General features: G+C 74.1%; 4 protein-coding genes. All 4 read left to right on the plus strand.

Translation table 11 applies throughout. The features are described from left to right. Positions 1 to 91: 91 nt before the first annotated feature. From ACFWZ2_RS24930 to ACFWZ2_RS24945, 4 genes are read left to right on the plus strand one after another with little or no spacing between them, the layout of a single operon-like run. Positions 92 to 12,094 (plus strand): SDR family NAD(P)-dependent oxidoreductase, encoded by a 12,003-nt coding sequence (locus tag ACFWZ2_RS24930; RefSeq protein ID WP_384549161.1) that lies wholly within the window; start codon positions 92 to 94, stop codon positions 12,092 to 12,094. Positions 12,095 to 12,130: 36 nt separating this feature from the next. Beyond that, positions 12,131 to 13,648, plus strand: a complete 1,518-nt coding sequence (locus tag ACFWZ2_RS24935) for an FAD-dependent monooxygenase (protein WP_384549163.1) — start codon at positions 12,131 to 12,133, stop codon at positions 13,646 to 13,648. 3 nt (positions 13,649 to 13,651) lie between these two features. Then, entirely contained in the window at positions 13,652 to 14,905 is a 1,254-nt protein-coding gene (locus ACFWZ2_RS24940; protein WP_384549165.1) for a cytochrome P450, read from the plus strand. A 40-nt stretch (positions 14,906 to 14,945) separates the two neighbouring features. Next, positions 14,946 to 15,152 carry a ferredoxin gene (locus ACFWZ2_RS24945; protein WP_384549167.1) on the plus strand — a complete coding sequence of 69 codons (207 nt, stop codon included), beginning with the start codon at positions 14,946 to 14,948 and terminating at the stop codon, positions 15,150 to 15,152. The last annotated feature ends 180 nt before the right edge of the window (positions 15,153 to 15,332 follow it).

The raw sequence follows: 15,332 nt of genomic DNA on the forward strand, positions 1-15,332 counted from the left end.
TAGGACGTGCAAAGGTGCGCGTAAGAGCCCTTGGCGAGGCTGGCTTCCACCGCCACCCCAGCCGGACTTGCCCCAAGGGAGTACGCGTCGAATGACGAACAACGATGAGCGCCTTCGCGACTACCTCAAGCGCGCCACGGCCGATCTGCGCCAGGCGCGCCGGAGGCTGAGCGAGTACAAGGAGCCGATCGCGATCGTGTCGATGGCGTGCCGTTATCCCGGTGGGGTGCGGCGGCCCGAGGACCTGTGGCGGGTGGTGTCCGAAGGCGTCGACGCGGTGGGGGAGTTCCCCGAGGACCGCGGCTGGGACGTCGAGTCCCTCTACGACCCGGACCCCGAGCACGAGGGCACCAGCTACACGCGGCACGGCGGATTCCTCCAGGACGCCGCGGAGTTCGACGCGGAGTTCTTCGGGATATCGCCGCGCGAGGCGCTGGCGACCGACCCGCAGCAGCGACTGCTCCTGGAGACCGCGTGGGAGGCCTTCGAGCGCGCCGGACTGGAGCCCGGGAGCCTGCGCGGCAGCCGTACCGGTGTGTTCGCGGGCGTGATGTACAACGACTACGGCTCGCGCCTGTTCGGCCGTTCCCCCGAGGGCTTCGAGGGCTATCTGGTCAGCGGCAGCGCGGGCAGTGTGGCCTCGGGCCGCGTGTCGTACACCTTCGGTCTCGAAGGCCCCGCCGTGTCCGTGGACACGGCGTGCTCGTCGTCGCTGGTCGCCCTGCACCTGGCGGCGCAGGCGCTGCGGCAGGGCGAGTGCACGCTCGCGCTCGCGGGCGGCGTCACCGTCATGTCCACCCCGTCCACCTTCGTGGAGTTCAGCCGTCAGAAGGGCCTGGCCGCCGACGGCCGCTGCAAGCCGTTCGCCGCGGCCGCCGACGGCACCGGATGGGGTGAAGGCGTCGGTCTGCTCGTCCTTGAGCGGCTCTCCGACGCGCGCAAGAACGGCCACCCCGTCCTCGCCGTGCTGCGCGGCACCGCCGTCAACCAGGACGGCGCGAGCAGCCAGTTGAGCGCCCCGAACGGGCCCTCCCAGCAGCGGGTGATCCGGCAGGCCCTCGCCAACGCGCGGCTCAAGCCGGCCGAGGTGGACGTCGTCGAGGCGCACGGCACCGGCACGACGCTGGGCGACCCGATCGAGGCACAGGCACTGCTGGCCACGTACGGGCAGGACCGCCCCGCCGACCGGCCGCTGTGGCTCGGCTCGGTGAAGTCCAACATCGGTCACACCCAGGCCGCGGCCGGTGTCGCGGGCGTCATCAAGATGGTGATGGCGATGCGTGAGGGCGTGCTGCCCAAGTCCCTTCACGTGGACGCTCCTTCGCCGCACGTGGACTGGGAGGCCGGAGCCGTCTCGCTCCTGGACGAGGCCAGGCCCTGGGAGGAGAACGGGCATCCGCGCCGCGCGGGCGTCTCCTCCTTCGGGATCAGCGGCACCAACGCGCACGTGATCGTCGAGCAGGCCCCGGAAGCGGCCGAGGCCGACGACGAGGCCGAGGCCGGTACCGACGACGAGCCCGCGACCGCCGCCACGACCGCCGTCACCGAGCGGGGCGAACTGCCCGCGCTGCTCGCCCTGTCGGCCCGCACCGAAGCCGCGCTGCGCGGCCAGGCCGAACGGCTCGCCGCCCATCTGCGGGCCGCGCCCGACGCGCCGCTCGCCGACACCGCCCACGCGCTCGCCACCGCGAGGACCCACTTCACCCACCGCGCCACCGTCACCGCCCGCACCCACGACGAGGCGTGCGCCGCCCTCGACGCCCTCGCCGCCGGTGCCCCGCACCCGCGCCTGGCCCAGGGCACCGCGGACACCACCGGCGGCCGCACCGCCTGGATGCTGACCGGACAGGGCAGCCAGCGCCCCGGGATGGGCCGCGAACTCCACGCCGCGCACCCCGTGTTCGCGCGCGCCTTCGACGAGGCCGTACGCCATCTCGACCCCCACCTCGACCACCCGCTGCGCGACATCGTCTTCGCCGAGCCCGGCACCAAGGCCGCCGCGCTGCTCGACACGACGCGGTACGCCCAGCCCGCGCTCTTCGCCCTGCAGACCGCGCTGCACGCCCTGCTCACCCACCACGGCGCCGCCCCCGACGTCCTCATCGGCCACTCGATCGGCGAACTCACCGCGGCCCACCTCGCCGGAGTGCTCGAACTCCCCGACGCCGCACGCCTGGTGGCCACCCGCGCCCGCCTGATGCAGTCCGCGCCCACCGGCGGCATCATGCTGGCCGTCGCCGCGCCCCGGGACGAGATCGCGCCGCACATCGAGGGCCAGGAGCACCTGGTGTCGATCGCCGCGGTCAACGGACCCGCCGCCACGGTCGTGTCGGGCGACGCGGACGCGGTGCGGGCCATCGGCAGGCACTTCGCCGACCAGGGCACCAAGACCAAGGAACTCGCGGTCTCGCACGCCTTCCACTCCCCGCACATGGAGCCCGTGCTCGCGGAGTTCAGGGCGGCCGCGGCGACCGTGACGTACGCCGAGCCGACCGTCCCCGTCATCTCCGACGTCACCGGTGAACTCGCCACCACGGAGCAGCTCACCAGCCCCGACTACTGGACCGAGCACATCCGGCGGCCCGTGCTCTTCCACGACGGCATCACCGCGCTGCACGCCGACGGCGTCACCCGCTTCCTCGAACTCGGCCCGGACGCCGTGCTGACCGCCGCCGCCCTGGAGACGCTGCGCCACGACGCGGATGCCGCCGCCGACGCGGCCGTGGCCGTCGCCACCCTGCGCTCCGGCCACCCCGAGCCGGAGAGCTACACCACCGCGCTCGGCCGACTGCACACCGGCGGCACCCCGCTCGCCCTCGCCGGGCTGCACGCCGCCGAGGAGCCGCACACCGCGGCCGCCCTGCCCACCTACGCCTTCGAGCGCCGCCGCTACTGGCTGGCGCCCGCCGCGGGCACCGCCGACCTGGTGACCGCGGGGATCGACGCCGCGGGCCACCCGCTGCTCGGCGCCGCCGTCACCCTCGCCGCCGACGACAGCGTGCTGCTCACCGGCAGGCTCTCCCTCGCCACCCACGCCTGGCTGGCCGACCACGCGATCAGCGGCCACCCCGTGCTGCCCGGCACCGCCCTGGTCGACCTGGCGCTGCACGCCGGCGAACAGGTCGGCTGCGACACCCTCGACGACCTCACCCTGCAGGCCCCGCTCGTCCTGCCCGAGCAGGGCGCCGTCCAGCTCCAGCTCGTGCTCGGCGCCCCCGACGACGCCGGGCGCCGGGCCCTGACCTGCCATGCGAGGCCCGCCGACGCCCAGGGCGCGGACGAGGAGTGGACCCTCCTCGCCACCGGCACCCTCATCGCCGCCGGACCCGACTCCTGGCTCACCGGCACCGATGACGCGGCCGCCTGGCCGCCCGCGGGGGCCCGCGCCGAAAGCCTCGACGGCCTCTACGACCGGCTCGCCTCCCTGGGCTACGACTACGGCCCCGAGTTCCAGAACCTCACGGCGCTCTGGCACGCGGACGGCGGCGACGACCTCTACGCAGAGGTGCGCCTCCCGGACGACGCCGCCGAGTCCGCCGACCGCTTCGGCATCCACCCGGCCCTGCTCGACGCCGCCCTGCACCCGCTCGCCGCCGCGCTCGGCACCTCGGACGCCTCGGTACGGCTGCCGTTCGCCTGGCACGGCGTACGGCTCGGCGCGACGGGCGCGACCGCGCTCAGGGTGCGCCTGACCCGGACCGGCGACGACTCGATGGCGCTGACGCTCGCCGACCACGAGGGCCGCGCGGTCGCCGAGGTCGAGACGCTCGCCGTACGTCCGGTGGCGCCGGACGATCTCGTACGGAGCAGGAACGCGGCCGACGACGCGCTGTTCGGCGTCGCATGGACGGAGGTGCAGGAACCCGCGGGGTCCGCCGCCGACGCCGGTGCGCCCGAGCCGTGGTCCGCGGTGGCGGGCACGGTCGACGGCGGCGCGCCGCTGCCGGGCGTGCTGTTCCTGACCGTGGGCGGGGAGAGCGACCTCTCCGGCGACGTTCCGCAGGACGCGTACGACGTGACCGGCGGAGCCCTTGAACAGCTCAAGCTTCTGCTGGCCGACGAACGGTTCGACGACACCCGCCTGGTGGTCGTCACCAGGGGCGCCGTCGCCGCGCGCCCCGACGAGGACGTCAGCGACCTCGCTGCGGCACCGGTCTGGGGCCTCGCGCGCACCGCGCAGTCGGAGTACCCCGGGCGCGTCACGCTGCTCGACCTCGGTGCCGGATCCGCCGCGGGCGACGTGGCCGACGCCGTGCGCCGCGCGCTGACCGTCGGCGAGCCCCAACTCGCCCTGCGCGACGGACAGTTCCTCGCGCCCCGGCTGGTCAGGGCGGACGCCTCCGCCGAGCCCGCCGCGCTCGACCCGAACGGCACGGTCGTCGTCACCGGCGCCTCCGGCACGCTGGGCGCACGCGTGGCCCGGCACCTGGTCACCGCACACGGCGTGCGCCACCTGGTGCTCGCATCGCGGCGCGGGCCCGGCGCGGAAGGCGCCGCCGAGCTGGCGGCGGAGCTCACCGGCCTGGGCGCCACCGTGTCGGTCGTGGCCTGCGACGCCGCCGACGCGGCCGCCGTGGACGCGCTGTTCGCGGGCGTCGACGCCGACCACCCGGTGACCGCCGTGGTGCACGCGGCCGGTGTCCTGGACGACGCGGTGCTCGCCGGACTCACGGTGGAGCAGGTACGACGGGTGATGGCGCCCAAGGCGGCCGCCGCCTGGAACCTGCACCGGGCCACCCAGGGCCTCGACCTCGCCGCCTTCGTCCTGTTCTCCTCCGTCGCGGGCACGCTCGGCAACGCGGGACAGGCCAACTACGCCGCGGCCAACACCTTCCTGGACGCGCTCGCCCAGCACCGGCACGCCACCGGACTGCCCGCCACATCGGTGGCCTGGGGCCTGTGGGCCGAGTCCAGCGGCATGACAGGACACCTGGACGACGCCGACCTGGCCCGCGTCTCCCGGCTCGGACTCGCCCCCATCACCACCGACCAGGGCCTCGCCCTGCTCGACACCGCGCTCGCCGCGCCGAGCCCCGTCCTGGTCGCCACGCGCCTCGACCTCACGGTCCTGCGCGGCAAGGCGGCGGACGGTGAACTGCCCGCCCTCTTCCGGGGGCTGGTGCGCACCCGCGCGCGGCGCGCGGCGGCGTCCCCGGCGCGGGGCGGCGGCTCGCCCTGGGCCGAGCGGCTGATCGCGCTCCCCGAGGCCGAGCGGTACAACGCGGCCCTGGAGCTGGTCCGTTCGGCCGTGGCGACCACGCTCGGACACGCCACACCGGCCGCGATCGAGGCCGACCGCGCCTTCAAGGATCTCGGCTTCGACTCGCTCATGGCCGTGGAACTGCGCAACACCCTTGCCTCGCTGACCGGCAGGCGGCTGAGCGCCACCCTCGTCTTCGACCACCCGAGCCCGGCGGCCCTCGCCCGGCACCTCGTCGAGGAGACGGTGGGCTCCGCGGCCCCGCAGGCCGCCGTGGTCGTGTCGGCGGACACCGCCGACGACCCCATCGCCATCGTGTCGATGGCGTGCCGCTACCCCGGTGGCGTGCGGCGGCCCGAGGACCTCTGGCGCGTGGTCGCCGAAGGCGTCGACGCGGTGGGGGAGTTCCCCGAGGACCGCGGCTGGGACGTCGAGTCCCTCTACGACCCGGAGTCGGGCCGGGAGGGCACGAGCCTGACGCGGCACGGCGGATTCCTCTACGACGCCGCGGAGTTCGACGCCGAGTTCTTCGGGATATCGCCGCGCGAGGCGCTGGCGACGGACCCGCAGCAGCGACTGCTCCTGGAGACCGCCTGGGAGGCGTTCGAGCGGGCCGGCATCGACGCGGCAGGACTGCGCGGCAGCCGCACCGGTGTGTTCGCGGGCGTGATGTACAACGACTACGGCTCACGTCTGTCGGGCCGTGCGCCGGAAGGCTTCGAGGGCTACCTCGGCAACGGCAGCGCGGGCAGTGTGGCCTCGGGCCGCGTGTCGTACACCTTCGGACTCGAAGGCCCCGCGGTCTCCGTGGACACGGCGTGCTCGTCGTCGCTGGTCGCCCTGCACCTGGCGGCGCAGGCGCTGCGGCAGGGCGAGTGCTCGCTGGCCCTCGCGGGCGGCGTCACCGTCATGTCGACGCCGCTGACGTTCATCGAGTTCAGCCGCCAGAAGGCGCTGTCGGCGGACGGCCGCTGCAAGCCGTTCGCCGCTGCCGCCGACGGCACCGGCTGGGGTGAGGGTGTCGGTCTGCTCGTCCTTGAGCGGCTCTCCGACGCGCGCAAGAACGGGCACCCCGTCCTCGCCGTGCTGCGCGGCACCGCCACCAACCAGGACGGCGCGAGCAACGGCCTCACCGCGCCCAACGGCCCCTCCCAGCAGCGGGTGATCCGGCAGGCCCTCGCCAACGCCCGCCTGGAGCCCGGCGAGGTGGACGTCGTCGAGGCGCACGGCACCGGCACGACGCTGGGCGACCCGATCGAGGCGCAGGCGCTCATCGCGACGTACGGGCAGGACCGCCCGGCGGACCGGCCGCTGTGGCTCGGTTCGGTGAAGTCCAACATCGGTCACACGCAGGCCGCGGCCGGTGTCGCGGGCGTCATCAAGATGGTGATGGCGATGCGCGAGGGCGTGCTGCCCAAGTCCCTTCACGTGGACGCTCCTTCGCCGCACGTGGACTGGGAGGCCGGAGCCGTCTCGCTGCTCGACGAGGCCAGGCCGTGGGAGGAGAACGGGCATCCGCGCCGCGCGGGCGTCTCCTCGTTCGGTGTCAGCGGGACCAATGCGCACGTGATCGTGGAGCAGGCACCCGAGCCGAGCACGCCCGAGCTGACCGCTTCCGAGCCGACTGCTTCTGAGTCGACTGCTTCCGAGACCGTCGGCGCCGAGACCGCGGATGCCGCGCCCGTCGTGCCCTGGATCCTCTCCGCCGCCGATGACGTGGCCCTGCGCGAACAGGCCGACCGCCTCCGGGAGTTCCTCACCGACACCGAGAACGAAGCCGCGAACGCGGACCCCCGCGACGTGGCGTACGCCCTCGCGACGCACCGTGCCGCGCTCGAAAGCCGTGCCGTGGTGCTCGGCGAGGACCGCGACACCCTCCTCGCCGGGCTCGGCGCCCTCGCCGAAGGCCACGAGAGCTCCGCGGCGGTGACCGGCGCCGCGACCGCCACCGGCGGCCGCACGGTCTTCGTCTTCCCGGGCCAGGGCTCGCAGTGGCCCGCCATGGCCGCCTCGCTCTACGCCACATCGGCCCCCTTCCGCGACCACATCGACGCCTGCGCCGACGCCCTCGCGCCGTACACCGACTGGAGCCTGCGCGACCTGGTCACCCAGGCGCCCGGCGCACCGGACCTCGACCGCGTCGACGTCGTCCAGCCCGCCCTGTTCGCCGTCATGACCTCGCTCGCCCGGCTCTGGCAGGCCCATGGCGTCCAGCCGGACGCCGTGCTCGGACACAGCCAGGGCGAGATCGCCGCCGCGTACATCGCGGGCGCGCTCGACCTGGCCGACGCCGCGCGGATCGCCGCGCTGCGCAGCAAGGCGATCACCGTGCTCGAAGGCACCGGCGGCATGGTCTCCGTACCCCTGGCGGCCGACACCACCGAGGCGCTCATCGGCCCCTGGCGGGGCGACGTGCAGATCGCCGCGGTCAACGGACCCGGCGCGACCGTGGTGTCCGGCGCCGCGGCCGCCCTCGACGAACTCCTCGCGCACTGCGCCGAGCGGGAGATCAGGGCGCGCCGCATCCCGGTGAGCTACGCCTCGCACCACCCGCACGTCGAGGCCCTGCACGAGACGCTCATCGAGCAGCTCGCCGGGATCACCCCCAAGTCCGCGTCGATCGCCTTCTATTCGACGGTCGAGGCGGAGCCGGTCGACACCGCGACGCTCGACGTCGACTACTGGTACCGCAACCTGCGGCACACGGTGCGCTTCGAGGAGACCGCGCGGCGGCTCGTCGAGGACGGGCACACCCGGTTCATCGAGACCAGCCCGCACCCGGTCCTCACCGTCGGCCTGCAGGACATCATCGAGTCCACCGGCACCCCCGCCACCGCGACCGGCACGCTCCGCCGCGACCAGGGCACCGCACACCGGTTCCTGACCTCGCTGGCCACCGTGTGGACCGGCGGCGGCCCCGCCGACTGGCCGGACGCGCTGCCCGGCGGCCGGGCCCCGTACCGCCGACTCGACCTGCCCACCTACGCGTTCCAGCGCCGCCGCTACTGGCTGGAGCCCGAGACGACCATCAGCGACGCCTCCGGGCTCGGCCAGCACACCGCCGACCACCCGCTCCTGAGCGCCGCCGTGGAGGTCGCCTCCGGCGCCGGACTGCTGTTCACCGGCCGCGTCTCGACGACCACCCACCCCTGGCTCACCGACCACGCGGTGCTCGACACCGTGCTCCTCCCGGGCACCGCGCTCCTCGAACTGGCCCTGCACGCGGGCCGGCACGTCGGCGCCGACGAGGTCGACGACCTCACCCTGGAGGCGCCGCTGATCCTCGCGGCCGGAGTCTCGTACGACCTCCAGGTCGCCGTGGACCCGGCCGACGACGCGGGAGTCCGCGCCGTCCACATCCACTCGCGCGAACACCGCGAGGAGCCCGTGGCGGGCGAGGGCTGGACCCGGCACGCCACCGGCGTCCTCGCGCCGGGCGCCGCGGGGCAGGGCGCCGGGTTCGACCTGGCGGCCTGGCCGCCGCCGAACGCGCAGCCGTACCCGCTGGGCGACGTGTACGAGCGCCTCGCCGGACACGGCTATGTCTACGGACCCGTCTTCCAGGGCCTCAAGTCGGCCTGGCGGGACGGCGACGACCTCTACGTCGAGGTGCGTCTCTCCGAGGACGTACGCGGCGAGGGCGAGCGGTTCGGGGTGCACCCGGCGCTGCTCGACGCCGCCCTGCACGCCCTCGCCCTCGACGGCGCGCCCGCCGAGGGATCGGACGCCGCCTGGCAGGTCCGCCTCCCCTTCAGCTGGAGCGGCGCACGGCTGTACGCGGCAGGGGCATCGCTGCTGCGCGTCCGGCTCACCAGGACCGGCGACGACACCATCGCGCTGCGGGCCGCCGACGCGACCGGCGCCCCGGTCGCCGCCGTGGACACCCTCGCCGTGCGCCCGGCCGACCTCGCGGAGCTCATCGCCTCCTCGGCCCGCACCGCGGGCGACGACGACCTGCTGCACACCGAGTGGGTCACCGCCCCGCTCACCCCGGCGGCGGACACGGACACCGGAGCGTTCGCGCTCCTCGGCGGCCACAGCGCGGGACTGCTCGCCTCCGGCGACATGGACATCACCGTCCACGAGAGCCTGCTCGCCCTGCAGGACGCCATCGAATCGGGCGGGCCCGCACCCCGCGCCCTGCTGGTCACCGCCGTCCCCGCGGCGAACGGCACGGACACCGACATCGACGGCGAGGAAGGGCCCGCGCAGACGGCACAGACCATCGTGCCCCGCTTCCTCGGCCTGCTGCAGAGCTGGCTCGCCGACGAGCGGCTCGCCGGGACCACCCTCGTGGTGGCCACCCGCAACGCCGTGTCCACCGGCCCCGGCGACCACGTACGGCACCTGGCAGGCGCCTCCCTGTGGGGGCTGCTGCGCTCGGCCCAGTCCGAGAACCCCGACCGGTTCCTGCTGATCGACCTCGACGGGGAGCCGCTCGACGCGGACTCCCTGCACGCGGCCCTGGACAGCGGCGAGGCCCAACTCGCCGTGCGCAAGGGCGAGATCCTCGTCCCGCGCCTCGGCAGGGCGGCCACCGGACAGCTGCTCGCCGCGCCCGCCGACGATCCGCACTGGCGGCTCGCCAGCAAGGGCACGGGCTCGCCCGACGGCCTGTGGCTCGCCCCCGCGCCCGACGCGGCGCGGCCGCTGGGCGAGGGCGAGGTCAGGGTTGAGGTACGCGCGGCGGGCATCAACTTCCGCGACATCCTCATCGCCCTCGGCATGGTCGCCAACGACGCGCGCCCGCCGGGCGGCGAGGGCTCCGGCATCGTCCTGGAGACCGGCCCCGGCGTCACCGGAATCGCCCCCGGCGACCGCGTGATGGGACTGCTGCCCGAGGGCGTGGGACCGGTCACCGTGGCCGACCAGCGGGTGCTCACGCAGATGCCGCGCGGCTGGACCTTCGCGCAGGCGGCCGGCATCCCGGTGGTGTACCTCACCGCGTACTACGGCCTGAAGGACCTGGCCCAGGTGCGCCGCGGCGAATCCCTGCTGCTGCACGCCGCGACCGGCGGCGTCGGCCTCGCCACGCTCCAGCTCGCCGAGCACTGGGGCCTGACGGTGTACGGCACCGCGAGCCCCGGCAAGTGGCGTGTGCTGCGCGCCGAGGGGCTGCCCGACGACCGGATCGCCTCCTCGCGCGACCTCGACTTCGAGGACCGCTTCCGGGACGCCTCCGACGGCCGGGGCGTGGACATCGTGCTCAACTCGCTCGCCCAGGAGTACGTGGACGCCTCGCTGCGCCTGCTCGCCCCCGGCGGCCGGTTCATCGAGATGGGCAAGACCGACATCCGTGACGCCGCCGAGGTCGAGAGCGCCTACCCGGGCATCCGCTACCAGGCGTTCGACGTCCTCGACGCCGGACCCGACCGGGTCAAGGAGATGCTGGAGGAGCTGCGCGAGCTGTTCGACAGCGGCGCGCTCGGCCCGCTGCCCTCGACGGCCTGGGACATCCGGCGCGCCCCCGAGGCCTTCCGGTTCCTCAGCCAGGCACGCCAGATCGGCAAGGTCGTCCTCACCCTGCCCGCCCCGCAGGACCCCGAGGGCACGGTGGTCGTCACCGGCGCCTCCGGCACGCTGGGCGCACGCGTGGCACGGCACCTCGCGGCCGAGCACGGGGCACGTCACCTGGTGCTCGCATCCCGGCGCGGGCCCGCGGCGGAGGGCGCCGACGAACTGGCGCGGGAACTCACGACGCTGGGCGCGCAGGTGTCCGTGGTGGCGTGCGACGTCGCCGACGAGGCGTCCGTGCAGGCCCTGTTCGCGGGCATCGACCCCGCCCACCCGGTCACGTCCGTGGTCCACACGGCCGGTGTCCTGGACGACGCGGTGCTCGCCGGACTCACGCAGGAGCAGGTGCTGCGGGTGATGGCGCCCAAGGTGGCCGCGGCCTGGCACCTGCACCGGGCCACCCAGGGCCTCGACCTCTCCTCGTTCGTGCTGTTCTCCTCGATGGCGGGCACGCTCGGCAACCCCGGGCAGGCCAACTACGCGGCGGCCAACACCTTCCTGGACGCCCTCGCGCAGTACCGGCACGCGTCGGGCCTGCCCGCCACGTCCCTCGCCTGGGGCCTGTGGGCCGAGTCCAGCGGCATGACCGGACACCTGGACGACGCCGACCTGGCCCGGATGTCCCGCCTCGGACTCGCCCCCATCACCACCGAACAGGGCCTCGATCTCTACGACCGCGCGCTCGCGGCCGCCGAACCCGTCCTGCTGCCCGTGCCGCTCGACCTGCCCGCACTGCGCGGGCACGCCAGGGAAGGAACACTGCCGCCGCTCCTGAGCGGCCTGGTCCGCACCCCGGTCCGCCGCGCCGCGGCGGCCGCGGGCGGCGCCGACACCGCGGCACCCGCCTCGCTCGCCGCCGACCTCGCCGCCCTGCCCGCGGCGGACCGGCCGCAGCGGCTCCTGGAACTCGTACGCCGACAGGTCGCCGCCGTCCTCGGCCTCACCGGACCCGAGGCGGTGTCGACGGGCAAGGCGTTCAAGCAGATCGGCTTCGACTCCCTCACCGCGGTCGAGCTGCGCAACCGGCTCAACTCGGCGACGGGACTGCGCCTGGCGGCCACGGTCGTCTTCGACTTCCCGACGCCCACGGCACTGGCCGAGCGACTGCTCGCCGAACTCCTGCCGGACGGCGGCCAGGACGACGCGCCCGCCGACGTCAAGGCGGTCATCGCGGGCCTCGAACGGCTGACCGCGGCCGGCGCCGACGCACCCGACCCGGAGACCAGGGACCTGCTGGCCGCCCGGATGCGGGAGGCCCTGCTGACCCTGGAGGCGCTCGGGGCACCCGGCGCCCCGGGCGAGCCCGTCGGAGCCGCGATCGACCAGGCCACCGACGACGAGATCTTCGACTTCATCGACTCGGAGCTCGGCCTCTCCTGAGGCCCGCCTCGACCGCACAACCTCTGAGGAGCCCGAATGACGGAAACGAGCGAGAGGGTCGTCATCGCCGGCGGCGGCCCCACCGGCCTGCTGCTGGCAGGCGAACTGGCGCTGGCGGGAATCCAGGCCGTCGTCCTGGACAAGAGAGAGGGGATCGAGGAGTTCTCGGCGGGCATGGCGATCCACAGCCGCTCCCTCGACCTGCTGAGACTGCGCGGCCTCGCCGACCGCATCGCCCCCGACGAGATCTTCGCCTGGCCGCGCACCCCGTTCGGCTTCCTGTGGCTCGACCTCACCGAGGTCGACGAGCGCGAGTACACCCACGCGTATCCGCAGTGGCGCGCCGAGCGCCTCCTCGAACAGTGGGTCACCGAGCTCGGCGTCGAGGTGCGCAGGGGCAGCGAGGTCACCGGGTTCACCCAGGACGACGCCGGGGTGAGCGTGGAGGTCGGGTCCGCGGACGGCACGTACCGGATCGACGGCCGCTACCTGGTGGGCTGCGACGGCCCGGACAGCACCGTGCGCCGCCTCGCGGGCATCCCCTTCCCGGGCAGCGGCAAGAGCTACTACGGCGTCCTCGCCGACGTCGAACTGACCGGCGGCGACCACGACTTGTTCGAGAGCGGCCTGCACGAGACGGGCGTCTTCGGCGCCCTGCCGCTGCGGCCCGGCATGACCCGCCTCATGACGATCGAGTTCGACACCGAGCCCGACGCGGACGCGGGCGCCGTGACCACCGAGGAACTCCTCGCCAGCGTGCGCCGTGTGCGGGGGCGCGAGGTGGAGATCGCCGCCACCCACTTCTCGTACCGCTACGGAGGCCGTACGCGGCTGGCCGAGCGCTACCGCGAAGGCAATGTCTTCCTGGCGGGCGAGGCCGCGCACCAGCTGTTCATCTCCGGCACGCAGGGCCTCAACACCGGCCTGCACGACGCGTTCAACCTCGGCTGGAAGCTCGCCGCCACCCTGCACGGCTGGGCACCGCCCGCACTGCTCGACACCTACGAGGCCGAACGGCACCCGGTCGGCGAGCGCGTCGCCCGCCACTCCCGGGCCCAGATGAGCCTCATGCACCCGCTGGCCGAGATGACGCCGCTGCGGGACATGCTCACCGAACTCACCCGCCACGGCTCGGTGAACCAGCACCTGATGGAGGCGACCGCCGCCTTCGGCTACCCGCCCGAGCGGACCGTCCCGGCCGGCGAACCGGTCGAGGGCGACCCGCATCCCCTGGTGGGCGAGCCCGTCCGCGACGTGGCCCTGACCACGACGGCGGGCGAAAGCAGCGTCGGACAGCTGCTGCGGCGCGGCCGCGGCCTGCTGCTCGACCTCACCGGCGGCACGGCGGCCGGGCCCTGGCCCGACGGCTGGGCGGACCGGGTGGACACGGTGACGGCACAGCCGGCACCGGAGATCGGGGCCACGGCGGTGCTGCTCCGTCCCGACGGGCACATCGCGTGGGCCGACGGCGGGGGATCGGACGGCAAGGGACTCGAATCCGCGCTGCGGGCCTGGTTCGGCGAACCCGGCGGGCCCGCGACAGGAAAGGAATAGAAGATGACGGACACAGCCCAGGACCAGAGCGCCGCGCCCAAGTGCCCGGTCTCGGTCGAGGACCGGGCCAAGGCCTGGAGCCTCTACCAGCCCTGGCTCCAGCAGGACCCGGTCTCCCATTGGGAGGAGCTGCGCGAGGCGGGACCCATCTTCCGCTCCGACGAGGCGGGCGGCTTCTGGATCCTGACCCGCTACGAGGACATCGAATGGGCGGCGCGCACCCCGGAGATCTTCTCCAGCGCCGAACTGGCCATCCCGCACCGGCAGATCTTCCCCGAGAAGCAGATCCCGATCCAGCTCGACGGCGAAGAGCACCGCAAGTGGCGCCAGACCCTGTCGAGCCTGTTCAACCCGGGTGTGGTCAACCACTTCACCCCGCAGATACGCCAGGCGGCCGCGGACGCCATCGAGGCCATCCAGGGCCGCTCCTCGTGCGAGTTCGTCTCCGAGTTCGCCGTCGCGCTGCCCGCCGAGACCTTCCTCATCAACTTCGGGATCGGCCGCGAGTACCTCAAGCCGCTCCTCGACCACAAGACCTGGCTGCGCCGCGAGGGCATCCCCAACGCCCGCACCGACGCGGAGCTGCGCGAGGCCAACCAGCCGCTGTGGAAGTTCTTCAGCGACGCGATCGACCGGCGCAGGGCGGAGGGCACCGAGGGCCGCCGCGACGTCATCAGCCAGATGCTGCGCACCACGTACGACGGCCGGCTGCCCACCCAGGACGAGATGGTCAACGCCCTCTTCGTCTCCATGCTGGCCAGCCTGGACAGCACGACGGCCGCGCTGAGCATGGTCTTCGACTATCTGAGCAGGCACCCCGAGACGCAGAAGCTGGTCGTCGCCGAGCCGGAGAAGATCCCCGCCATCGTCCAGGAGCTGATCCGCCACGAGCCGGTGTCCTCCACCGGGCGCCTGGTCACCCAGGACGTGGAGCGGCACGGCGTCACGATGCGCAAGGGCGACCGCGTGCTCCTGTCCTGGGGCATGTCGGGCCTCGACCCGGACGTCTTCGAGAACCCGCACGAGGTCAACTTCGAGCGCGAGACGACCCGTCAGCTCGCGTTCGGCGTCGGCCCGCACCGCTGCCTCGGCATGCACGTGGCGCGCCGCATCATCCAGATCGCCCTGGAGGAGTGGCACACCCGGCTGCCCGCCTACCGGCAGGCGCCGGACAGCCGTCCGATCCGGCACTACTCGCCGACCCGCGGTCTGCTCAACCTCGACCTCGTCTTCGACGAGGCCGCCCCGACCGCCTGAACCCGAAGACGAACAAGCCCGACTGGGAAGGACCGTGGGGATGAAAGGCCGTGTTGAAGAGGACCTGTGCATGGGCCACGGCATGTGTGCCGCACTGGCTCCCGGCGTCTACGAGGTGAGCGACCTCGGCACGAACGACATGGGGGAGTTCGTGGTGACGGCAGGCTCCGAGGACGCCGCGCGGCGCGGCGCGAGGGCCTGCCCCGAGCGGGCGATCCTCCTGGAGGAGGACGCGCACATCGCGTAGGGCCTGCCGCGACGAAGCAGGAGAGCAGGACAGCACGACAGCAGAACAAAAGGGCCGGGGGCCCCGCGATCTCCCCCGGGACCCGGCCCCCGGAACAGTCCGAGTGCACCGGGCCCCACACCCCCACGCCGCCCCGAACATCAACCCCCCCGCCCGCCAGGAGATGCCGAGCGTCCGGGT

The organism is Streptomyces sp. NPDC059002, assembly GCF_042740435.1.
In the GTDB taxonomy this organism is placed as follows: Bacteria; Actinomycetota; Actinomycetes; order Streptomycetales; family Streptomycetaceae; genus Streptomyces.

Bases quoted from the DNA above. Each gene is read 5' to 3' on its own strand.
- ACFWZ2_RS24930 (WP_384549161.1), top strand. From the start codon at position 92: ATGACGAACAACGATGAGCGCCTTCGCGACTACCTCAAGCGCGCCACG.
- ACFWZ2_RS24940 (WP_384549165.1), top strand. From the start codon at position 13,652: ATGACGGACACAGCCCAGGACCAGAGCGCCGCGCCCAAGTGCCCGGTC.
- ACFWZ2_RS24935 (WP_384549163.1), top strand. From the start codon at position 12,131: ATGACGGAAACGAGCGAGAGGGTCGTCATCGCCGGCGGCGGCCCCACC.
- ACFWZ2_RS24945 (WP_384549167.1), top strand. From the start codon at position 14,946: ATGAAAGGCCGTGTTGAAGAGGACCTGTGCATGGGCCACGGCATGTGT.